Raw genomic sequence first — 22682 nt, 5'->3', positions numbered from 1 at the left:
GAGTAACAGATGTCTGAAGGATTAGTACAAGCAGCTTATATTGTTGCTGCTGTATTCTTTATTATGAGCTTGGCTGGGTTATCGAAACAGGAATCTGCGCGTGCAGGTAACTATTACGGTATCACGGGTATGGCAATCGCGTTGATCGCAACGATCTTTGGCCCTCACTCTGCAGGTATTGTGTGGATCATCATTGCTATGGTGATCGGTGGTGGTATTGGTATCCACTACGCAAGAAAAGTAGAAATGACTGAAATGCCAGAGCTGGTTGCAATTCTGCACAGCTTCGTAGGTATGGCTGCAGTACTTGTAGGTTACAACAGCTACATCGATCCACCTGCTGCTGTTTCTATCAACCCTGCAGATATTCATGCAGAGCACGTTATCCATCTAGTGGAAGTGTTCCTTGGCGTGTTTATCGGTGCGGTGACGTTCACGGGTTCTATTGTTGCGTTTGGTAAGCTTCGTGGCGTTATCTCTTCGTCTGCATTGAACATCCCTCATAAGCACAAGTGGAATCTAGCGGCTATCGTAGTTTCTACACTGCTGATGATCATGTTCGTTAAAGCAGACGGCAGCATGTTCGCACTAATGGTGATGACACTTATCGCATTCGCATTCGGTTACCACCTAGTGGCATCGATTGGCGGTGCAGATATGCCAGTAGTTGTCTCTATGCTGAACTCGTACTCTGGTTGGGCTGCAGCAGCGGCAGGTTTCATGCTTGCAAACGATCTGCTTATCGTAACTGGTGCATTGGTTGGTTCGTCGGGTGCGATTCTGTCTTACATTATGTGTAAGGCGATGAACCGCTCTTTCATCAGCGTTATTGCTGGTGGATTCGGCCAAGAAGTGGTTGTGTCTGATGGCGATGAAGAGCAAGGTGAACACCGCGAAACTTCAGCTGAAGAAGTGGCTGATATGCTGAAAAACTCTAAGTCAGTAATCATCACTCCTGGATACGGCATGGCAGTAGCTCAAGCACAATACCCAGTGCATGAAATCACTGAGAAGCTACGAGCGCAGGGCATTAATGTTCGATTTGGTATCCACCCAGTTGCTGGTAGGTTACCGGGTCACATGAACGTACTGCTTGCTGAAGCGAAAGTGCCTTACGATATCGTTCTAGAAATGGACGAAATCAACGATGACTTCGATGAGACAGATACTGTATTGGTAATTGGTGCGAATGACACCGTAAACCCTGCAGCACTTGAAGATCCAAACAGCCCAATTGCTGGTATGCCAGTACTTGAAGTTTGGAACGCTCAGAATGTTATCGTATTCAAGCGTTCGATGAACACAGGTTACGCCGGTGTGCAAAACCCACTGTTCTTCAAAGAGAACACGCAGATGCTGTTTGGCGATGCTAAGGCGAGTTGCTCTAAGATTTTAGAGCATCTTTAAGTGGAATTGTGAACTTGATATAAAAAGCCCCGAATAAATCGGGGCTTTTTTTGTACAGAGCTTGTTTAGTTCTCTTTAAGTGCTTTTGCTAGTGCAATCAAATCTTTCGGTGAGCTTCCTTTTACATGTTCTGCATGATTGTCAAATACGTCAGCAATTAGCTTAATCTGTATACCTTGCCTAATCTGTCTTATTTCTTCATCTGTTTTTCCTTCAGTCGCTAAAGTGCCTACGACCTGTTGAGCTAATATTCCTGCTTTTAACATCGTCATTTTTTCTTTATTTAAAGTAACTATTTGACGTATTAAGAACAATAGTAGGGCAGATAAAGTACCAATGATAAGAGTTGTAGCTGTGACCAGTGGTAAACGACTTATTAAAACGTCCCACGAACTGAGGTCTTTTGACGCCAATTGAGGAAGAAGCTCTTCAAAACTCATGGCATTTTTGTATAAGTATTTAACAAACAGACACAACGCAGCAAATACGATAGCTGAGGCAGTGTAGTACATAAGGGCTTGCTTACCCGCTTCTTTTGTATGGGCTATCGATTCGTAATTAGTGAGTAATTTTTGTTTTTTGGCCTCGTTTAACTCCGTACGGATTTCGGTTAGCTCATCTCTGTCACTGTTTAGATTATCGAATATGCTTTTTCTTGATTTTCCAAGTTTATCAATTTCCAGAAACAGAGCGGCGGACTTACTCGTCAGTTCGTTTACTTCTGCTGTTTTTGACTCGATGGAATCTTGAGTCTCAACCTCTAAAGCTTTCAGTGAGTCTACGTTTTCTTTGGTTGCAATAAAGGTGTTCTGAGTTAGTTCTTTCTGAATTGATAGTTGTTCAATTTCAGACTTTACTATAGATAATCGTTGCTCTCCTTCTCTCAGTAAGTCTTTGGCTGTTGAAAGAGATGATTGCCAAGATAGGCTTGATTCTGTTCCTGACTGTTTCAATTTTGCGTAAGCGGCTTGGAGTCTTTCAAGGTGACCAACGTTGGCAACAATACTTCGTACTGGTGCTGCTTTTACTGAGTGAAATCTTGCCTTCTTCGGCAAAATGATACCATTCACGTAATCGTAAACAGAAAAAGTTGAAACGGTGTATGATTCCCTTGAACCTGCAACTCCTACCGTTTTATTTTCAGTAATTTTGCTGATTGATTTTTTTTCGAGCCCACGATAAGAAATAAGCCTTATATTTCTAGCTGCTTCGTCATATGGCAAGTGAGATACCGTTACTTCTGCTAGCAAAGTAGGTTCATCGAATAGCACTATATTCTCACTTGCTAGTGCGGAAACCTCATAGTTGCTAGCTACTAATATCTTTCTGCCATGGTCTAGATTGTTTTTATCCGAAGTATCAAAGTTATCGTCACAATGTAGCGATTTTGACTCTTTATTGTACACGCCGAAAAACACATCAATTGATGCTTGATATTCCTCTACAACAGCTTGCACTTGTTTTTCGCTCGGCATGGGTATTCTTGCAGAGAAAAAATCATCTTTATTGTCAGTAAGTTCCATTGACTGGTTAGCCTCAAGTATTAAATCTAGGTATATAATACATCTGTTTTTATTAACGTTATGAAATGCATATATAAATTATGAGAATTTATTTAGAAAATTGCCTCACTTTCTGTGTGTTTAGGAGACCTTACAGGGAATGTTTGGCACATCAAATAGCTCCGCAATTGAGACATCTAGCACCAACGCGAACTCAACAATGTCTGTGTCCATGATTAACCGAATTCCGCTTTCAATTTTCGCTATCGTTTCTCTGCTCATTTCGTAGTTACGAAGTTGGCATTGCGTTGCCAAGTCAGACTGCGTCCATCCTTTTGATTTTCTAAGTTCTTTTATACGTATACCAACAACATTATTTTTCATATCACAGTTACCAAATGTTCGTCTTGCAGAACAAAAGGCTAACCGTTAGATTTGATTTTTATGTTCGGCATTCCGAACAAGCATCTATTTTGAGGGGTATATGAAAATTAAATCGTTATTGCTTTTGGTTCACTGGTTGCGAATCAAAGAGGGGATGGAATGAAAAATTTAACTCCGCTTGCTTTTGTGGCTTTGCTTTCTGGTTGTCAGTCTATGGGGTTAACACCTGAAAACATGGGGCCACCTAGTAATGTTAATTTCGACGGATACACAGACAGGGGCGCAAAACAATACGTTCAGATGCCTGATGTTGCTCAATCACTTAACATGAGTGTTGGCAATTCAATTCAGTTCTCTAAGACATCTTATCGAGATAGTGCTCACGAGCTTAGATACGTAACAGGGAAATCAAACAAGCAGATTACAGGCCAAGCTAGTTTGGAGTCAGTCGGTGGTATTTGTACTTATGGAGATACTATTGGCACATTGAATAAAGACTCATTGGTCAATTATGAGATAACAGCGCCTGATGTGTACTATCAGGGATTGGATGTAAAAGTGGCTTTGGTTGATGTGCCTAGTCAAATCATGAGGCCTTTGGTTAACTGTTATTTTAATTCCAATAGCTTGAATACATTTGTTTCTGGTCAGTGGATAGACTCTGTCACTCCATTGGTTGAGCAAAAACGAGCAGAGTATGCCGAGATTAAATCGATAGAAGACACTCGACTAGCCAAAGAGCAAGCGGAATTAGATGCAGCCATAGCAATGCGAGAAAAGGAACGTAAGCAAAATGCCCACATCACGGAAATGAAAAGGAATGGCGAGTTTCTTGGTATGGTTCAGTTTTGCTCTAAAGAGGGCTATATCAACCGAAGTGATATACCTAAAGTTCGCAAATCACTAGAGGCGAATTATAGAAAAGAGTTCAATCAACCATATGAAGAAAAGTATGTTAATCAGGGTATTGAAGAAGGGACAGTTAAGGTGACGGCAGTGGCAATGTCATCTTATGCTCAGAAATACGACACATGCACAGACGCTAGATATGCGGTTGGATTGATGACTCTTTAAAGAGCTAAGTTAAATGGTCACGGGGCGGTATCTTCGGATACCGCCCTTTTTTATAGATTCACAGTAATTAATGTCGCTAGAGGTGATTTGTTGGCAAGCTTTTCCCAATCGTCGCCTTGTACACCGTCAACGTCACTAAAATCGGGCGATGATGTGATTGCATAGCGAGAGATTAAAGCGGGAACAGGTTGTAGGTTGTTTGAGTCTGTAGCAATGAGATATGTACCTGCCGAATCTGACTCAACGTATGGGCTGTAATGGATTGGTGCAACCGTATCTAGGCCGTCAAACTTGTGATTAGAACCGACTAATAGATATTCGCCAATCGCTTTACTGTCAGTTACAAGTCTTAGATTCGTACCATCAATAAGATTGTCATTGCCAACTTGACCACTCGCGCGAATTGCAGACGTGACTTTAGGCGAAGCTAGAACGAACGTAGCGGTAAATGTTGTGTTTTGATGGATTTCAGCACCAAGCTCTAGGGCGCGTGCTATTAATGAACGGCCTTGTTGATACAGCTCGCCATTGCTTAAATTGATGGGAGTGCCTTTCTTAGCTACTGTGATAGTTTTCATAATGATATCGCTGTTAATTTCATCTGAAATTGATGTGGAAAGCAAATCCTCAACCGCGCTAGAGCCGTCTAGATTGTTGCCTTGCATATCATGGAGCAATTCCCATGTAGTAGGGCTTTTAACGCGACGTGATTTGATATCAGATTGCCATCTATCCATGATGAAACGTGAGCTTTGAACCTCTCTTGAATCGTCTTCGTCAGCGTCAGTAACTAGACGTAGGTCGCCCGAAAGCACTTTTCCTAGTAATTCTGATTCAGTAAGACCTAAGTAATCACCATCGACAACAACACCAAAAACATAATCAAATTCTGAAAAGTGTTCACCTACTGTCATGCTGTCTGAGCCGACTGGCAAACCGTGGTCTTTAAATGGGTACTTACCTGTACTAGTTCTATGACTGCCTAGAGTCTCACGCGTCTCTGAACCGTCTTGTGAGACCATTTCATATCTAACACCGTATACCGTTGCGCGTGGTTGTGATGTTGGCTGTATGCCACAGATATCTTTGAAAATCTTGTCGTTAATCTTGCGAGTCAATCCAACTAGAGTAGGCCGACCGTTTTCGATGTTGGCTGATGTGTTGGACTCGGCTAAAAGTTGTTTAATCATTTGTAACTCCTGTTTTACATGTATTTATGCAAACAGGTCTTTAAGCTCGGGTTCGTCATGAAAATCAACATAAATGCTGCAAATCAATTAATTTGCTAGCCTAAGGCGCTTTCAGCTAGTTTGTGATTGTATATAATGTCAACTATTACAATTTCTTAGGTTTCATTTATGTTCAATTTCAATGTATTTTCTCGCAGGCAAAAGCAAAACCTCAATACACGCAAAGACCTTAAGCCTTTAAATCCTGAATTTAGAAATCGTTTTTTTATGATGCTACAACAGGAGAATTGGGGAGTCTCAATTCAGCAGCTAGTCGAAGAGACAAGGCAGAAAATGATGATGAATCTTGGTCGAGGAATTGGAAACTCGAACGGTTCAGCTTTTTACGACTACACATCAGACATGTTCGAGTTTCTTTTTTCTTGTCCTGATGAGCATTTCTTAGATGCTTTAGAATTCATGCTTGAAACTCAAAGTGGAAGAGGGCTTGTAGGAAATAAACACTTTGTTGAACGCATTAATCAACTATTTGACCTAGATGACTTGCCATATAAAGTTACGCTTGGAAGGATTGACTCTACTGAGGGTAGGAATGAGCAGGGTTATACGACAGTTAGTTACGATTTTACGTACCCAAAGGTGATAAGAAAAGATAGTGAAGTATTGAATCAATTGGCAATTGAACCTGCTTTGCTCCTGCTCAATAGGCCAGAACTATCTAATGCAAATACTGAATTCCTATCTGCACTAGAGGATTATAGGCACGGAAAATTTAGAGATTCTGTGACAAAGTGCTGTAGTGCATTCGAAAGCGTTATGAAAGTCGAATGCAAAAGGCGAGGGATTCACTTAAGTGGGAAAGAGGCTGCCAACTCGCTTGTGATAAATCTCATTAAAGATACTGGTATGCCGACCTTTTTCGAGCAGCCGATAATGCTGATAGCTACTATACGTAATAGGTTGGGGATTGCACATGGCTCTGGAGATGAAGACAAGCAAGTCTCCGAAAGTATCGCCTTGTATTCAATTAACGCTACTGCTTCTGCAATGCTTTTGGTTACTGGTGATAGTTGATTGTGTGTTGCGTCTATATCAAACAGGCCGTTAGGCAGTGCGTGTGTAGCAGTATTTTTGATGTGTTGGGTTTGTGATTAGACCGCTTAGAATGCGTTTGGCTGGTGGATGGATATAAAAAAACCGCTAGTAAATAGCGGTTTTTCATTAGTCATTCCGTTTTGCTAATTCAGCTTTCAATGCTTCGATTTCAGCTTGCATATCCATAATGGTATCAATGACTTGGTTGGTTTTAGCAACTGATGCATTAACAACTTCAATTACTTCATTAGTTTTTGCTGTATTTTCTTCTAGAGTTGCGTCTAACTTTAGTTTTCTGATGCCACCGCGCATTTCATTTTTCTCCAATTCCATATGATGAGTAAACGACTCGTAATCATTTCTTTTACTAAAGTCGTGATATCGACCATACGCACCGCCTTTAGCGCGTGATTCATATATTACTTCTGAGTACTGCGTTAATTCACGCTGTGAACCTTTGACCGTCTCTTTTAATAGATGGATGTCGCCTTCAATACGTTTTGTTTGACGGTCATAGTTAATATTTGTTAGCCAGATTTTGAGCACACCGCCTGTATCAGAAACGATGTGTTTCCAATCTTGCTTGGTTGAAAATGTATCTTTGTAGAACTTATTAACGCGACGTGATATTTTGTTATAACGTGATTTGTTCAATTTTGCAGAAATCCCGATATTGGATAGCGATTTCATTAATTTGGTGTTTTTTTCGCTGATGAATTCTGATTCTAGTTTAGTTGTGTTATTTTTAATAACTAATGATTTGATGCCATAGAATCGAGCAAATTCACCGTCTTTTAGTTTATGTGTGAAAAGTTCGCCATTGGCGAAAAGTGTATGGTTTTTAATTGTCATTGGTTTACGTCCGTATAAAGCATTCCAATTCCTTTGAGACGCCCACTCGTAAGTGGGAATCAAACCAATGAGCCTGTATGACTGACTAGAGAAATACGGCAACGATGACTGACTAGGAAATCGTCTCAAAGGAATCGGTGTGGAGTCGTCCACTGCTATTTATTATTTTCGCTTATTAAGCGGGGATGTTTACCAACAAAGTAATTATCTCACGGTTTTTTATAATGGTAAACAAACTAAGTTTTTAACTTATACTAGTATTTAGTGTTGTAAAAAGTGACGGTTTTAATATTCAAGGTCACTACAGGTTTTTTCAAATCGGGCTTTAATCCCTGTCTTGATTTCTTCACGGTAACGCTCTTTAATTCTTGAGACGTTATTTTTACTTAATCCGATGCGGTCAGCGATTAAGGCGGTCGGGAATCCTAGCTTATGTAATTCGATAGTTTTGCGAGTTGTGGCTTTCATTTAAATTTCCTTTTCTGTTCGTACTTGTATTTAGTGTGCTTAAAAGTGACAAAAATAGAAAAAGACGACACTTTGGTATCGGAAAACGTAGATAGGGCGGTGTTTAATCCCGTAAGGAATACCCTTACTAAGCGAATGCCCATGTAATTATGGTGAGTAGGCATTCAATGAGAGTATCGAAAATCCAAAAACTCCACCACTTTGCCCCAAAAACTCCACCACTTTGGTATCGGCAAACGTAGATAGGCCGGTGCTCAATCCCGTAATTAATATATAAGACCCGTGACGTTTTATTCATTCATATGTGATTTTGCGCTGGCGCGCACTCTCTCACCGACTGGCGTCGGCTCAATCGTTACCATGTTTTAAAGACTTTATTCACACTGCGTTGAGCGTAGCGAAACAGCGACGTAGTCGCACAAGACGTAATCAACCTCATACCAACGCACTGGTTTGTGGTATTTCAAAATTCAAATATAAAGTTTCTTATAGAAAGGACTTTAAGTTTGAAAACGTAATTATGCCGAAAGTGATTCAACTCCAATACGTTAAGCACGTTTTAGCGACTGCGTCGCACGGCTGAAGCCGTACCATTTCATAATAATTAGATGTAATTGAGTTACGAATCAATCACGTTAAACGTACTAGCCGTAGGATACTTGGTGGATTGCGTCGAACGGACTAGCCACGTATTAGCCCTGTGCCAAATCCATTCTAAGTAGTGTATTACCCAATCTTGACTCAACGTACTGACCACGTTTTGAACTTGCTTAGACAGCGGCCTACGCATAAATAAAAGTGTTCGAATGAACAAATGCTAGTGCTAAGGGCGTAACTTTCGGGTTGCGTCCTTTTTTATACAGGTAAGAAAACATTAAGAAAACACGTTGCTAAATATAAGCATGAAAGGAGAGAGCATGCTTATTAAAAGAAACCAAGGCCGTCAACCATTAGACGAAACCATAGTTAAACAAATTAGATTATTACGTGATAAAGGATATACGTGCCAGTCCATAGCTGATTATTTGAATATAGCTAAAAGCACTGTTTCGAATTACTCACGCAAACAAAAGGAATAAAAAATGATAGTACTAGCAATCGTTCATTTAATCGCCCTTATTTCTATAGGGCAAACCGTATACCACATAACGAGACTCAAGGAGTCAACATGGCAAATGTAAAAGCAGATACCGATAAATTAACGTCAGAAACAACTCCCATGGAGTTAACGATTACCAAAGGCATTCAAGCTTATCAATACCCACTAACTATAGCGGGCGAAGCTGACCGACATTCAAGCTACTTGGTTTTCTATGCTGTAGAAGCGATGGGGATGACTGATTTAATGACTCAAAGCATAGATAAGCGTGCCGTCGGTTCTCTATCTGGTAATTTTAGAGAAAATGAAACTACATTGGCAGTGATACAGCTTTATATGCCGAACATGAACGAGAATATATCTCATAGCTACGACACTACAGGTACGGGCATAGTTGATGACTTCATGTTGAACTATAGCAAGAACAAACAGTCAGGTGATGGTATATCGGCTCAATCAGCGTTAAAGGCAGGGCTTGATACAGCGATTGATAAAATTAATGTTGGATTCGAGAAGATAACCCAAGAATACAGTATGAAATCGTCAGGCAAGATTCTTGGTTCTCGCTCGGCTCAACTGTATAGAACTAGTCAGCCTCGACAGCAGACATTCTCATTCCAGTTAAGGCCGCGCAATGTCAGTGAGCTAAAGCATGTTGGTAATATTCTTAGAGCATTCATGGTTTACAGTAGTGCGTCTAAAACAACTAGAACTACGCTGATAGACAACCAAAATCAATCATACAGCGCATTAGAAACACCGCCATTATGGTTTATCGAAGAACGATACAACCAACGCACTGGCGAAGCTGGTGTAAATGCTGCCACTAGATATACCCCTAAGTTCGCAATGGGCCCCGCTGCCATCACGAATATAAGAATGAACAAAACGCCCGACCAACTTTACGAAACATTCGACCAAACAGCAGGAGACCCGATTGCCATTGATTTAGAAATCACGCTTACTGAACTACGCCCAAACTACTCTGACTATTATGAGCAGTTAACAAAAGGGCTAGGGAAGCCTGAACATGCATCACATGGTGGTAATGCATTTTTTAAGAGCTTTAAAAGCTAGTAATTAGGCTGAATTTTAGCCTAATTCAAACTTAAAGTTTCTATATATAGCTTGAATTATACCGACCTTTGTATTGCTCGTATCTATCTGTTTTTATTGTAAAATAAATTAATTTTACGATTTTGTTTACCATCTTGTTTTTGTGCCTGATAATAGCTCCATCGAAACAAAGGTTAAAACTAAAACTAAAACTAAAAGGTGAATAAAAATGAGCGAATCCCGCACTCCACAGCAAAACGAACTAATGGATAAGTACTACAGACCTGTTAACGGTAGTCAACAACGAAGTTACGAAGCTCGAACTGATTTAGAATCACACATGATGAATATTATTTCTAAATTAGAGTATTCTATTGACTTGTTCGATGATGCAATTTTCACAGCAACAGAAGAACTCGAAAGCATGGATATGGATGGTCAGCGCAAAGAAGATTTGTTAGAGGTTCTACATTTGCTTGAGTGTGATAAGGGTGATTTCGAAAACCAAAAAATCTGTATAGAAAGAGGAATGGAAGAACTGCGTGACCGATTTGAGGTAGAAACCGATTAACCATATCAGAACCCGCTTAACCACATAAATCAGAACCCGCTTAATGCGGGTTTTTAATGCAAAAATTAAAGGAATTAATAATGAGTAATGCAAACACAGCACTAAACCACCTACAAAACAAAAAAATCGAAGCAGCTAGATGCGGGTATCTGGATGCGAGCTATTATAAACAAACAGTAAATCATAACTCTATTATGGATATCGCACTGAATGATGAAATAGTAGGCAATGATTTATCCGAAGCATTAGAGCGTGTTATTTCACTGGTAGATACTACGAATTTCATATATGAGGGTTTTAATGCATTTGATTTTTATGTGAATCATGATGTGACGGATTTCTTGAATCATCGTGATAATCACTTGCTCTCATATAATATAATCAGACTCGACGACGCTGTATGCAAGTATGAATACAATCTTGGTAGTCTAATTGAAATCAACGATTTGAGTCAATTGTCTAGTGAATCTAGAAAACGAGTTCTACATATGATTAGTGCGTTGGAGTCTGTTGAGGAGCATGTAAATGGAATTAAAGATAGTCTTAATAATTTGAAATCAGAGCTGTCATTCGATGATTGGAAAAAACTCTTACATTTTCTTGATGAGCTGACAGACGATATGATTGAGTATCATATGGAAGTTTGGAATAACGAAATGAGAAAATTAGAAAACCCCGCTTAACGCGGGTTTTTATTTCCAAAAAGTGCTTGAGAGTTATGTAGTTGGTGTGGGTTTAACAGCTCGCATAATGGTAGCGCGACTTACATTCATATCCTTGGAAATTCTACTAATTGAATCACCATTACTGAACCTTGCTTTGGCTTCTTGTTTTTGAACGGCTGAAAGTAGGGGTGTTCTACCGCCCTTCTTGCCTGTGCGCTCGCGACCTGATTGTAGTCTATCCACTATAATGCTGTGCTCAAGTTCTGCAAATACACCTAGTAATTGAGTCATTGCTTTTCTCATTGCGTCGTCGGCTGATGTATCAACCTGACCATCTAGGGTTTTGACTTGCGCGCCTTTTGCTTGAATGCGGGTGATTGCGTCAAGAATGATATTAAGTGAGCGACCCAATCTATCTAGTTTGGTTACAACAACCGTGTCACCGTCTCTAACAAAATCAATCAATTCGTCTAGTTTAATTTTGTTGTCGTCCGACTTTCCCGATTGCTTGCCGTGAAAAATGCGAATGCAACCTGCCTCTGTCAGTGCGTCTAGTTGCGCTTCTAGGTTTTGGTCTTGCGTCGATACTCTGGCGAACCCTATAAAACTCATTCTCAAATCCTGTTCAATACTTTGTAGTTATGAGCATAAAGCCTACGCGTGTTCATAACTTTAGTAAAGTGCATTGTGAGCATGTTCAGAATAAAATTAGAGTTATGAACGCGGCTGTCAAAAAAGGCAAATAAATAACAATGTGATTCGGGTTTCGTCACCCGTCACAACCTCTAGTGCCGACCCCCTCGCTTAAAGCGGGTCGGCCTTCTTCGTTTACGTTTTCATTTAAAATCAGTTTTTGCCCCGACCTAATCAGTCGGGGCTTTTTTGTATCCGAAAAGTTGAAAATTTAACACCACTAAATAGATGTATATGAAGAACAACGAGCGAGAGTGACATCTATAGCTCATAACAGGTTGGCACCGTCCCTGTTCCTTAAAATCGGTGCATAAATTTGAGTGGGTTCGGGTCTGATTTCCCGCGTCTTTTAACAGGATAAGAACATGACAGACAGAAAAGAATACATGGCAAAATATTATGAAAAGAACAAAGCGATTTTGTGCGAGGTCGCGAAAAAGAATCGCGAATCAAAGAAGACGTACAACCAACTTTTACAAGAGCTTACAGATAGTCGAATCAAACTAGAGGTAGTAATGCTTCAAGAGGTATTGAAAGGCGTTGATATCAAGCCTGACCATATCGCGCTTTTATGGAAAGAGTACCAACAAAAAACGAACGCATACGTTGTAATGTCAAACGTTGAAGACCACAAGCAGCCGTTCATTGATTGGATGGAGTCACGATAATGGCTGCATTAAGAGAGTTACAGAAAGTCGCTAAGATTTGGAAAACTAAAGTACTTTTCAATGAGCAAGAGCAACTACATTTCATTCAAAAAGATGACCATTTTTTCATTGAAAGTAAGAATGAAATTCTGATTTGGTCGAAAGGCGACGGTTTTCATTCAAAGGTTGATGCGCGTGATTTTCATAGTGCGGTTAAGCGTTATCGTGACGAAGTTGAAACCACTAGACCGAAACCAACAGAGAGTGCCAGCGAGCTATTCAATCAATTAAAGGGGTAAACATGCTGAATCATTTTGCAGGACAAAACGAGATTACAAGAAAAGAAAATGCTGATGAATTTGTTATGCCTGATGAGCTTGAGAACGCTTGTAAGACGTTTGTTCAAGCATGTATTGACTATCGCATTTCAAAAGCAAAGAACGGTAAGGGCGACTCGCCTGATTTCATTGCATCACTGATGAGTGACAAGTTGGTAACACTCACGAATCTAACGGGATTATCGAATAAGGTTACGACTACATTTGCGCGAGAGGTTGTGATTGACCACTTTAATCAACTAGCAGAGCAACAGGCCAAACAAATGAACGAATACGAAAGAGGGAATTTTTGATGAAAGTTTTAAAAATCGGTGAGTTCTCACCGTCACATACAGACGTTGTATACGAGAATCGTCAAAGTGCGGAACAGCGTGATATGACACGTACAATAGGACGTTTCAATTCGTCTACTTCTGATATAGCATTTCTAGCCGACAAAGGGATTGGCACAAAGTACAAAGCTTTGTTTGAATCGGGCTTTTCTTTAAATCTTGGTTCGGTGAATGGTGCGCTATACGTCGCTGATATCAATGATGTTATCAAGATGAACGAGCATAAACGCGATTATGAAAGTATGAGTGCATTAAGCGAAAGTATTGAGGAAGTTGAATATTTTCCATTCGATGAGTTCTTAACAAGCCTGAACGAAAGTCAAACTGATACATTGCTTGACTTAGATTTTACTCATAAAGACTTAGGTGAATATAGCTATACAGTAGGACACGTGACGTTAGACGGCAAATTTACTCTACGACCTGAGATAGCAAAGTTAATTAACTCTGATTTCACTATCGTTCAACATGATTCAGATGAGCCGAGCTTTGATATCGATTTGACGACACTTACGGCAAAAGAGGTTGTTAACATTATCAAGTTCTTACGCAAGGTCGATAAAGCCGAAATCAATGAGAGTGTACAGGTTGACGCATTAGCAGAGGTTCAAAAGCTTTTAAGCGCTCTACGAGTTGGTAAGCGTCACGGCGATGATGGTGCAGTTCAGACAGCGTTAGACGAATTGAACGCGATTCTAGATTCATATAGAGATGCTAATCCACCAGCCAAAGGTGTTGAGTCTGTTAAAACTGAAATCAAGAAAATCATAAAAGACCGTGACATTGTCACTGAAAGTCTTAGTTGGCTACGTAAAACAGGGTGGTAAGAATGATTATTAAAAACACAACTACAGGCACAGCGTGGAAATTGCCTTCTGATGTTAAGTTGCCGAAAGGTCAGTACGTTGATATGTCATATGTCGAGACACTGCATGATGAGCTAAAGGCCGATATCAAGCGCGATATTAAAGCGAATGACGCTAAACCACATATGAATGAAGCTCTAGGTATGCGCCACACGTTTATTGTTGAAAAGCAATCGGTATACACCAAGGATGCACGTACAGCGCCACAAGCGTGCCACAAGCGTGCTAAAGGTAAAAAAAGCAAGGGGGCATAAGATGGCAATCACTAAAGAAAATGCTAAGGAAATGCAACGTTTATCTACTGAAAGCAGGGTGGCAAACGTAAAGGCGCGTGATGCTTTCAATGATGCATTAACCAAAGAGCCAGAGCTTATCGCAAAGCTGATTAGCTCAAACTCAGAACAGTTAGCTAGTACGAAACTGGGCGGTGAATGGTTGCTAAACTCGGCACAAAGTATATTGGTGAACTCGATTCTTGAGCAACAAAAGCAAGCGCATAAACTTGAGCTTGAACAGTTAAAGGCCGACCTGAAAACTACTGATACCATTGAAATCAAAACTCACCCTGATTTGACTGATAGTAAACGCGCTTGGTCATTTGATGAGCTAGTGAATACATATGTTATGAGCAATACAAGCAGTAGAGAGCTACTGGCCTTGTTTAGTCAAAACAAATCAGATGAGCCACCAATTGATGAACAAAACCGCTTGTTGTCCATTTGGCGCGCTTTCAATTTCATTGGGGGTGAATAATGGATGAGAAGCCAGAAAGTAGCATTCCACAAGTGCTAGAAAAAAATGCATATCAGCCTGATATCGGTGAGCAAAAGGAAGTAGAGCAAGAGATTGTTTTTATTGGTACTTTTAGCGATATGCTCAAAAAATATGGAAGTGCAGAACAGAGCAGGGAAAAGAAAAAATGGAAGTCTTAATTTTGGTTTGCTGTCTTATCAATCCTGCTCCTGATACGCCTAATGGAAAGATTGAAAGCAGCATTATAATCAATAGCTTCAATGATAGTTCTTTTGAAGTGAAGCCGGTGTGTTATGTGGTCGAAGATGAAAAACAATGTAAAACTAAGAGTAAGAAGCCGACCTAATCAGTCGGCTTTTTGTTATGTGTTTGATTTTATGTATAAAAATGCACACGTCCAAAGCATAAAGCAAACTGCCGATATATTCATTGCAAACTTTAATCGATGTAGTTTTATTTCTCGGATGTATATCAGTTTCATATGTTCAAAAGAGAGTTCTAGCTCAATTTCGTCAGGCGTATCGGGGTATGACTGAGCGAAATTAGCCACATCCTTATTGGCCTTGATTACCCCCCTGTTTAGGAGTGAATCCAAAAAACCAAAGCGATAAAGCCCACCACTGTAGAATGAGCCTTTGCAGGTGCTTTCATTTACAATGTGATTGGCGGGGTTGTCTATAGCGGATATCGTTCTCACCAATGCACAAATCGCAATGAACCAAAGACCAAAAAAGGTAAATGTAACGGCTTGGTGCTCCAGATTTCCTGATAGTTCGGTCAATATATCCCATATGTAAGATATCTGCGAAAATGGAACTAATAACCCCGCCAATAGTGCGCCAACTTTAACGTCAGTAGCTCGAATGGTAGCTTGACAATCAGCTATGGCGGCACTGATGAACTGAGCTTTACTATCCATTCTTTTCGACCCATTCATTCATTGAGGTGCTGATTACATTGCCATGATAACAGCCTCGATTGTAATTTCTCTCAAGTAGACCTTTATTTTGGTCGTTTAGGTTGCTGTAAAAATCGTCTGAGACCATTATTTCGCGGTCTGTCCATGTCTTGTTTCCGTAATCACACAGCTTGGCGGCTTCACTAACTAAACTGCCAAGCCAAACTACTTCGTTGATGCCGCTACCTTTGTAGCCAGATTTTATGAGCAGAGAGCTTCCCCAAGCAGCTCCTATGCCAACAGTTAGTTCTGAGTATTTCTTTTTTCTTAGTTTGATGTTGAGTGCATCGATAAGAGACGATATCTCGTAAGCGACCCTGAATACTCTATCTATATCTGGCATGTAAGGGGTGTCAAATATACCCCAAACACAATCACCCTCTATGCTAATCTCGCTAACCTTTGGGTGATTCTTCATAATCGCTACCAACTCAGAAATGTAGGTCTTATAAATCTTGGCAAGCACGGGCTTAGTATGCTTTTCATTTATTGCCTTAGAGCCTCTGATATCAACAAATAAAGCAGAGCACTTCACATTAAAGCCGTTAGTGAAGGTTAAATCATCGCGGGATGGTATCGAATCCTTGTCTTTGTAGTCAGCGTCGGCTCCTTTTAGGATTTCGTCAATTCTGTCTCTACTTTTCTCAAAGTCATACGCGCTATATTCTGCTTTCATTCACTATCCTTTTAATCTTCGCTTCGGTATGAAGCGTGTACGCCATCTTGATAACCCATTGCAAAGGCAGCGTGAGGGCTTTTATGGCGAACTGTTCCTGCCTGACTTTCTGGGAGAGAGTCAATATCAATATCAAATCGCTCCGAGCGGGTTAATCCTGCTTGGTAACCGCGTTCGTAAGCACAGCCGCTGCATTTATGGCGACCTGCGCCGCCTTGGTCATGAGGTAGGGATTCGAAGAAAGGCCATTCTCTATGGGCGCTATTACAAATAGTCATAATTACTCCTAACGCTTTTTATTGGATTGAGATAGAACAGAGGCAGCGAACTCTTTTGTTTCGTCGCTGTATTTGTCGCTTTGTAGAACTGCGGAGGCTTTGGATTCCATATCCTTGCCAGTCTGCTTGCTTTTGTCTGCTTGTGACATTGCGCTGGCGGCCAGTGACTTCTTAATCTTTGATGCGCTAGGGTCGGAAAGGGTTTGGGCTGCTTTAGATGCAACCTTTTTAGATGTGGTTTTCTTGTTCATTAGAGCCTCCAGTGCTGACGATTTAGTAACCATATATTATCTGAGGGCAATCTTGGTTTTTTCAAGAGGGTAAAGGCAAAAAGTTCAACTTCTTCAATTGCTTAAATCACATTTCTATCAATAGTGATGTTTGAGTTACTGTTACTGGATAGTTAAAGCCCGACTGATTAGGTCGGGCTTTTCTGTTAAAATTCTATACGTTTGCAATCAAAATGATTGATGAGTTCGGGTTCATTGAACTCTCTATAGATTGCTGTCTTATGTTGTTTCGTATAGTGTCGTGTCGTGACAATGCATTCAGCTTTTGTAAAGCCGTACTTTGATACGTCAGCGTCTTTAAAGTCTTGCCATTGCGTTGTTGTAGCTCCTGCTTTCATGATATCAGCGCGTTTCCATTCATAAACATTACCCTGTAACAAATTAAAGAATTCTTGTTCTAAATCCCTTACATGGCGTTTACGTTCGATTGCTAAAAATGGGTTTGTAACGTCTTCAAAGTAGAGGTCTAAAGAATCTAGTTCAGACTCTGTAACCCAGTTAACAAGCTCAGGCGTACTGTTTCTTACTATTTTGATGGTTTCTTCGTCATGAACCTTGATAGGGACAAAGTAGCGGTCATGCAGACGCTTGCCGTCTTTCCTGCGTAGCAAATAACGATATATGATTGAACCATCCAATAATTCAATAGTAATCATATGACGATGGTCGATTGTGATGCGCTTTAGAACTAGTTTTAAAATGTCTTTGATTTCTTGCTTTAGCTCGTTATCGCCATGCACGTATTCAGTGATTTTATCTTGCTGTGCTTGGTAGTCTGCCATTGCGTCATGAAATGATGTGATTGCGTCATAGTCAATGGCACAAGATGCTGTTTTGTTTTTCTCTACTTCAATCTTTTTCTGAATGTTGTCTAGTTCTGCTTTTAAAGTATGTATTGTTTGGACGGCATTATCACCTGCGCTATCACCTAGCAAGATGAACCTTTCAACTGCATTTTCATGCTGTTTCTTCTTCTCGCTAAACTCAAGCTCTAGTCCATCAACAACGGTCGTGTCTGACGCTTCATTGCTGAATATATGTGTATCGATAGCGTTTAATACGATGTTGTCGATAATGTCTTGGCGTAGAGGTTGGTAGCATTTCTCTAGCTTGTTAATGCAAGAGTAATAGTTGATATCTTGTTTTGTGTTTCGGGAAATGCCGACAGATGAGTTACAGCAACCACAGTAAAGTTTTTGCATACCTGCCAAAATGCTTACGTGCTTGCGTTGAGAGTTACTTTCCTTTGTTAGTCGGTCTTTGATGGCCCTTACTTTGTAGTATTCTGATTCAGTAGCTAGGGCAGGGTAATAGGATTTTAAAGTGTGTTTTTTTCCTTGGTGGGTGATGTGTAAGTCACCAAAAACTGTGTGACTTCTGAACATTTTACCAACCGCTGAATAACTGAGTTCTAGACCTTGTTCTAAAGCGAACTTTTGTAGACGTGCAACCCCATAACCTTGCATAGCTTTCTCAAACATGATTCGAGCTAAAGCAAAGTGCTTACCTTTCTGAATAACGCGGTCTTTGATTTCAATCCAGAAAGGGTGACGACCGATTCCGATATCATAAGCTGTGCCGTTGTCTGGTTTTTCGTTTGATAAGAATTGTTGTATGCGGTGCGACGCGTATGTATTGGTCAAATAACTTTTTTTTGCACTTTCCTCGTTAGCTGTCTTAAAGGCCAGTGTCTTTAGGACTGATGACATAACACAATCGCGTTTATAAAGATGATTATCAATCGTGGTAAGAATGCATACGTTTGAGCCAACAATGCTGTTGTATAGATTTTCCGAGTCAGTAAGCTTTTGACGAGAAAGGCGGTCTAACGCACGCATCACAATGATATCGCCATCTTTTATCAAGCCTCTTTCGATATCTGACACCAATCGACCTAACTCACCGTGTGATACGTTCTTACCTTTGTATGATGATACGCCTTCGTCATTATAAACTAGGTCTGAAATGGTAGTTTTGTACTCATTTGCTAAGTTTTCTAGTAGCTTACTATCACCTTGCAAGCTCATGGATAGACCATCTAATTGCTTGCCAGAACTGACTCGCGCGTAAGGTATCAGTGCCATTTTTAGTCCTTTTTGGGTGTTATGTAAGGATTGTACACTGAAATTAAAAGGCTATATAGGAGAGTAGTTAGCTTTTGGTGATGCTAAAAAGAGTTGTCTAAGTATCTTAGAACATCTATAGAGATCACCTCTAAACAATCTGTAACAACTCGATAAGGAGCTCATTTGAGCTCCTTTTTTTATCTTACGAAAGCGACTCTATGTGTGATCTCAGTTGATACGAAGTTGACGAAGCCTGATACAAAACTTGTCGCAATTGAGGTTTGGCTTGCCAGTCAGCCTACTAGTACGTATGTACAATGTGGCCGTAATATATTGGCCTTTATCTCTGTAGCTCGCCATTCTCAAAGTTTTTCATGCGGTTAAAAATTTATCTTTGATAGCGAATGGTATATATTTGGTTGATCTATATGAATTTGCGTTGGTTTGTGATCATCAAAAGAACATTTACTCTTCTTATCGCTACGTTGTCTGTGTCTGCAAACGCATTTGCTGACTCTTTACCTGAGCGTATCGATAATTTCACCAAACTCTTTGATCATGAAACGGCAATCGAATCTTACGATATTCGAGTGCTACAGGCTGATTATCCAACACGTTTGATCATGCCGTCTTCTATGCTGCCACAAACAGCAGAGTACCCGTTAAAAGACATTCAGCGCTTGTACCAGTTATCAAAAACCTGTAGTGGTAAACTGCCGTTAAGCCCTTTGATTACTGAGCCTTTAGTTTTTACTCGTGCAATGTGTAAAGGCACCAAGCTTTCTGACCGTTGGTTTAGCCGTAGTGGTTTGATTCACCCTGGCGGCGGTTCTTATGCGGCACGATACGTTGAGAAGTACCCAGAAAAATTCGACTCTCTGAAGCGCTTTATGCATATTCAAGAGCGACCAAACACCGAACACGATGAACTACTGTCTCGCTTGCAACAAATGGATAGCGAAGCGATCACCGCGCTGTTAGCGGGTGCCAGTATGTTTGTTGAGCTTGATGAGATGTGGGTAAAACGCGGCGACAGATATTACCTGTATAAAAAATCAGTCTGGAACGAAAATGCCACGCTTGCTGGGTTATCGTTTAGCTTGTCTTCAGAAGGTAAAAGCTGTTTTGTCCAGCGTGGTAATGTGTGTTGGGAAATAGAAGATCATTCAGAGCTTCTGCAAGTCGCCATGTTTATCTTGGTTATTGCCAACATCATGCTTGTCTTAGGTTGGGCGATTTACCGCTGGAACAGCAAGAAACAAGAGATGAAGAGTCGCATGCTGGTTCTTCAAATCCTAACGCACGAATTAAGAACGCCGATTGCGAGTTTGTCATTGACGGTGGAAGGGTTCAGGCGTGAGTTCGAACACTTACCAGAATCGGTATATGATGAGTTCCGTAGGCTGTGTGAAGATACACGCCGTTTAAGACAGTTGGCGGAAGCAAGTAAAGATTACCTGCAATCAGATAATCAACCGCTCGCAACAGAGTGGGTGCCAAGTGTTGAAGAGTGGCTCCAATACAAAGTTGAAGAAGACTTTGCGCCGGGGATTGAACTCCGTGTAAACAAAGATATAGCTGCAAAAGTGAACGTATATTGGTTGGGAACGTGCATCGATAACCTAATCAGAAATGCCGTGAAATACGGTGTGGCTCCAGTAATTCTAGAACTGAATACTTCTGACAAGAAGCTGACATTCAAAGTTATAGATAATGGAGACTTGTCTCGCAAAGATTGGGGGCAACTAAGAAAGCCATTCGTAAGTAAGAGTGGACTCGGTTTAGGTCTGACGATAGTGGAATCTATGGTTGGAAAAATGGGCGGTCACATGACGCTTATCGGCCCCCCAACAACATTTATTTTGGAGATACCTTGTGAAACAGACATTGCTTCTCGTTGAAGATGATAAAAATTTAGCTGACGGTTTATTAGTTAGCCTTGAGCAAGCTGGATATGAATGTTTGCATGCAGAACTGATCTCTGAAGTTGAAGGCTACTGGGAACAAGCGGATCTAGTGATTCTAGACCGTCAACTTCCTGATGGCGACTCAGTAGATTCACTTCCAGGTTGGAAGAAAAAGAAAGATATCCCAGTTATTTTGCTGACGGCTCTCGTGACAGTAAAAGACAAAGTAGCGGGCCTAGATTCAGGTGCAAACGACTACTTAACAAAGCCATTCGCAGAGGCTGAGCTATTTGCTCGAATTCGTGCTCAACTTCGCCTGCCAGATTCTGAAGAACAAGATGCATCAAAAGTTATCGCTCAGAATCTTGTTATCGATAAAGCGACACGTGAAGTGTTTTTCAATGAACAGGAAGTAACGTTAACGCGCACTGAATTTGACCTTCTACTGTTCTTGGCAAGTAACCTTGGACGTGTGTTTACACGTGATGAACTGCTTGACCATGTATGGGGTTACAACCATTTCCCAACAACACGTACGGTAGACACGCACGTTCTGCAACTAAGACAGAAACTGCCGGGTCTAGAAATTGAAACGCTGCGTGGCGTTGGTTACAAGATGAAAGCGTAATGAGAATAGCCTTACTTCCACTATTAATGTTTTCTTGCGTAGCGAATACCGCGCAAGCAACGGATTGGTTTAAGAGCAGCGATGCTCTGACTCAAGTTCATAAACATCTGCTAGATAATGATTTACCTCAGATGTTTGACTCATTAGTGGAAGTTTGGCAAATCAACTCGTCTCAATCACGAGAAGATCACCTCAATGAACTGTTCGATCAAGCATTGAACAAAGATTGTGGTAAAACTCTCACCAGAAAAACACTCCCAGATTGGATTAGTTCAGTCGTCGTTAAAAGACACATCATTCAAAGCCCTGGCCGAGATACCTTTCGTGTATCGATTAATGTTGAATCCGAAAACAACATTCAAGACATTACCTTCGAGAAGTGGGTCGATAAGATCGTTTCTTCGGACAGTGAGTTAACCAAAGACAGTGAAGTGGTTAACAACGAATCGGTGAGTCTATACCGCAAGCGTTACAATTTAGCCTCTCAACTTGAATCGGGTTTGTATCGTTTAAGTGTGAAAGGCGATGGTGGAAATTCTTGGAGTACTTGGATTATCCTTGGTGAAGTTGCAATGCGCCAGCAAGTTCGCTGGTCTTCAAAAGACACCTGGCGAATCGATAAAAAAGAACTTCTGAACCCTTATTGTCCTCTTCCTAAACTCGAAATTGGTTTGTACGATTATGTCGATGAACACTATGAGCAGGTGTGGGGCAAGAGCTATGAATCTGATTATCCAATGAACCTTACTGGTGAAGAACTTCCTAATGATCGCTATGTTTTAGCGGTTTCAATGGTGCATTCACGCTGGCAAGGCGACATAGCGATAGAACAAGCACAAACTATCAGTAAAACTTATGATATTTCTAGCGAAGAAGAGTTAAAGTAA

Annotated in this window: 27 protein-coding genes; 16 read left to right on the top strand and 11 right to left on the bottom strand. The window is 40.7% G+C overall.

All coding sequences use genetic code 11. The features are described from left to right. Nucleotides 1-9 precede the first annotated feature (9 nt). The gene (pntB, locus tag AB4375_RS18620; protein WP_372052276.1) at nt 10-1407 is read left to right on the top strand and encodes a Re/Si-specific NAD(P)(+) transhydrogenase subunit beta; all 1398 of its coding nucleotides are present in this window, start codon (nt 10-12) and stop codon (nt 1405-1407) included. 65 nt (nt 1408-1472) lie between these two features. Here the strand turns inward: pntB and AB4375_RS18615 are convergent, their stop codons facing one another. Together AB4375_RS18615 and AB4375_RS18610 are read right to left on the bottom strand one after the other, a co-directional pair. Beyond that, a complete protein-coding gene (locus AB4375_RS18615) occupies nt 1473-2930 on the bottom strand; it encodes a hypothetical protein (RefSeq protein ID WP_372052274.1) in 1458 nt (485 codons plus the stop codon). A gap of 120 nt (nt 2931-3050) precedes the next feature. After that, complete coding sequence (locus tag AB4375_RS18610) at nt 3051-3293, bottom strand: helix-turn-helix domain-containing protein (protein WP_372052272.1); 243 nt, start codon at nt 3291-3293, stop codon at nt 3051-3053. A gap of 159 nt (nt 3294-3452) precedes the next feature. On the opposite strand from AB4375_RS18610, the gene AB4375_RS18605 reads away from it, so the two are divergent. Continuing rightward, nucleotides 3453-4367 (top strand): hypothetical protein, encoded by a 915-nt coding sequence (locus AB4375_RS18605; RefSeq protein ID WP_372052270.1) that lies wholly within the window; start codon nt 3453-3455, stop codon nt 4365-4367. 50 nt (nt 4368-4417) lie between these two features. Here the strand turns inward: AB4375_RS18605 and AB4375_RS18600 are convergent, their stop codons facing one another. After that, nucleotides 4418-5557 carry a hypothetical protein gene (locus AB4375_RS18600; protein ID WP_372052269.1) on the bottom strand — a complete coding sequence of 380 codons (1140 nt, stop codon included), beginning with the start codon at nt 5555-5557 and terminating at the stop codon, nt 4418-4420. 168 nt (nt 5558-5725) lie between these two features. On the opposite strand from AB4375_RS18600, the gene AB4375_RS18595 reads away from it, so the two are divergent. After that, nucleotides 5726-6631: a DUF7014 domain-containing protein gene (locus AB4375_RS18595; RefSeq protein ID WP_372052268.1), complete on the top strand. Its 906-nt coding sequence runs from the start codon at nt 5726-5728 to the stop codon at nt 6629-6631. 147 nt (nt 6632-6778) lie between these two features. Here the strand turns inward: AB4375_RS18595 and AB4375_RS18590 are convergent, their stop codons facing one another. After that, the gene (locus tag AB4375_RS18590) at nt 6779-7504 is read right to left on the bottom strand and encodes a hypothetical protein (protein ID WP_372052267.1); all 726 of its coding nucleotides are present in this window, start codon (nt 7502-7504) and stop codon (nt 6779-6781) included. Nucleotides 7505-7789: 285 nt separating this feature from the next. Beyond that, the gene (locus AB4375_RS18585) at nt 7790-7972 is read right to left on the bottom strand and encodes a hypothetical protein (RefSeq protein WP_372052266.1); all 183 of its coding nucleotides are present in this window, start codon (nt 7970-7972) and stop codon (nt 7790-7792) included. Between the two features lie 1168 nt (nt 7973-9140). Between AB4375_RS18585 and AB4375_RS18580 the strand changes: the two genes are divergently transcribed. The 3 genes from AB4375_RS18580 (at nt 9141) to AB4375_RS18570 (ending at nt 11381) form a co-directional block, all read left to right on the top strand. Further along, a complete protein-coding gene (locus AB4375_RS18580; protein ID WP_372052265.1) occupies nt 9141-10148 on the top strand; it encodes a baseplate tail-tube junction protein in 1008 nt (335 codons plus the stop codon). A 208-nt stretch (nt 10149-10356) separates the two neighbouring features. After that, nucleotides 10357-10698, top strand: a complete 342-nt coding sequence (locus AB4375_RS18575; protein WP_372052264.1) for a hypothetical protein — start codon at nt 10357-10359, stop codon at nt 10696-10698. An 80-nt stretch (nt 10699-10778) separates the two neighbouring features. Continuing rightward, nucleotides 10779-11381 carry a hypothetical protein gene (locus AB4375_RS18570; RefSeq protein WP_372052262.1) on the top strand — a complete coding sequence of 201 codons (603 nt, stop codon included), beginning with the start codon at nt 10779-10781 and terminating at the stop codon, nt 11379-11381. Nucleotides 11382-11414: 33 nt separating this feature from the next. On the opposite strand, the gene AB4375_RS18565 is transcribed toward AB4375_RS18570, so the two are convergent. After that, entirely contained in the window at nt 11415-11975 is a 561-nt protein-coding gene (locus AB4375_RS18565; protein WP_372052261.1) for a recombinase family protein, read from the bottom strand. A 446-nt stretch (nt 11976-12421) separates the two neighbouring features. Here AB4375_RS18565 and AB4375_RS18560 point away from each other — a divergent pair, with 446 nt between their 5' ends. The 7 genes from AB4375_RS18560 to AB4375_RS18530 are packed head-to-tail and all read left to right on the top strand — an operon-like array spanning nt 12422 to nt 15171. After that, nucleotides 12422-12724: a hypothetical protein gene (locus AB4375_RS18560; RefSeq protein ID WP_372052259.1), complete on the top strand. Its 303-nt coding sequence runs from the start codon at nt 12422-12424 to the stop codon at nt 12722-12724. Beyond that, complete coding sequence (locus tag AB4375_RS18555; protein ID WP_372052258.1) at nt 12724-13002, top strand: hypothetical protein; 279 nt, start codon at nt 12724-12726, stop codon at nt 13000-13002. Before AB4375_RS18560 ends, AB4375_RS18555 begins: the two co-directional genes overlap by 1 nt. Nucleotides 13003-13004: 2 nt before the next feature. Beyond that, nucleotides 13005-13334, top strand: coding sequence for a hypothetical protein (locus AB4375_RS18550; RefSeq protein WP_372052257.1), 330 nt, complete (start codon nt 13005-13007; stop codon nt 13332-13334). After that, nucleotides 13334-14200 (top strand): hypothetical protein, encoded by an 867-nt coding sequence (locus AB4375_RS18545; RefSeq protein ID WP_372052255.1) that lies wholly within the window; start codon nt 13334-13336, stop codon nt 14198-14200. Before AB4375_RS18550 ends, AB4375_RS18545 begins: the two co-directional genes overlap by 1 nt. A gap of 2 nt (nt 14201-14202) precedes the next feature. Then, entirely contained in the window at nt 14203-14493 is a 291-nt protein-coding gene (locus tag AB4375_RS18540) for a hypothetical protein (RefSeq protein WP_372052253.1), read from the top strand. 1 nt (nt 14494) lies between these two features. Then, entirely contained in the window at nt 14495-14992 is a 498-nt protein-coding gene (locus tag AB4375_RS18535) for a hypothetical protein (RefSeq protein WP_372052252.1), read from the top strand. Beyond that, nucleotides 14992-15171, top strand: coding sequence for a hypothetical protein (locus AB4375_RS18530; RefSeq protein ID WP_372052251.1), 180 nt, complete (start codon nt 14992-14994; stop codon nt 15169-15171). Before AB4375_RS18535 ends, AB4375_RS18530 begins: the two co-directional genes overlap by 1 nt. Before the next feature lie 182 nt (nt 15172-15353). On the opposite strand, the gene AB4375_RS18525 is transcribed toward AB4375_RS18530, so the two are convergent. The 5 genes from AB4375_RS18525 to AB4375_RS18505 all read right to left on the bottom strand — a co-directional run bounded on the left by AB4375_RS18525 (nt 15354) and on the right by AB4375_RS18505 (nt 19278). Then, the gene (locus AB4375_RS18525; protein WP_372052250.1) at nt 15354-15911 is read right to left on the bottom strand and encodes a hypothetical protein; all 558 of its coding nucleotides are present in this window, start codon (nt 15909-15911) and stop codon (nt 15354-15356) included. Next, the gene (locus AB4375_RS18520) at nt 15904-16626 is read right to left on the bottom strand and encodes an adenylate/guanylate cyclase domain-containing protein (protein ID WP_372052249.1); all 723 of its coding nucleotides are present in this window, start codon (nt 16624-16626) and stop codon (nt 15904-15906) included. Before AB4375_RS18520 ends, AB4375_RS18525 begins: the two co-directional genes overlap by 8 nt. 11 nt (nt 16627-16637) lie before the next feature. After that, nucleotides 16638-16904, bottom strand: coding sequence for a hypothetical protein (locus AB4375_RS18515; RefSeq protein WP_372052247.1), 267 nt, complete (start codon nt 16902-16904; stop codon nt 16638-16640). Nucleotides 16905-16912: 8 nt separating this feature from the next. After that, nucleotides 16913-17155 (bottom strand): hypothetical protein, encoded by a 243-nt coding sequence (locus AB4375_RS18510; protein ID WP_102277764.1) that lies wholly within the window; start codon nt 17153-17155, stop codon nt 16913-16915. A 185-nt stretch (nt 17156-17340) separates the two neighbouring features. Beyond that, nucleotides 17341-19278, bottom strand: coding sequence for a recombinase family protein (locus tag AB4375_RS18505; protein ID WP_372052246.1), 1938 nt, complete (start codon nt 19276-19278; stop codon nt 17341-17343). 410 nt (nt 19279-19688) lie between these two features. Between AB4375_RS18505 and vxrA the strand changes: the two genes are divergently transcribed. The 3 genes from vxrA to AB4375_RS18490 are packed head-to-tail and all read left to right on the top strand — an operon-like array spanning nt 19689 to nt 22682. Further along, entirely contained in the window at nt 19689-21161 is a 1473-nt protein-coding gene (gene vxrA, locus AB4375_RS18500) for a sensor histidine kinase VxrA (RefSeq protein ID WP_017065947.1), read from the top strand. Continuing rightward, the gene (gene vxrB / locus AB4375_RS18495) at nt 21136-21795 is read left to right on the top strand and encodes a response regulator transcription factor VxrB (protein ID WP_017060099.1); all 660 of its coding nucleotides are present in this window, start codon (nt 21136-21138) and stop codon (nt 21793-21795) included. Before vxrA ends, vxrB begins: the two co-directional genes overlap by 26 nt. Further along, a complete protein-coding gene (locus tag AB4375_RS18490) occupies nt 21795-22682 on the top strand; it encodes a DUF2861 family protein (RefSeq protein WP_102320802.1) in 888 nt (295 codons plus the stop codon). The genes vxrB and AB4375_RS18490 overlap by 1 nt, the downstream gene beginning before the upstream one ends.

Source organism: Vibrio sp. 10N.261.51.C6 (genome assembly GCF_041471785.1).
GTDB lineage: Bacteria > Pseudomonadota > Gammaproteobacteria > Enterobacterales > Vibrionaceae > Vibrio > Vibrio crassostreae_C.
The sequence above is the reverse complement of the archived record's forward strand: the minus strand, read 5'-3'. Positions and strand labels throughout refer to the sequence as shown.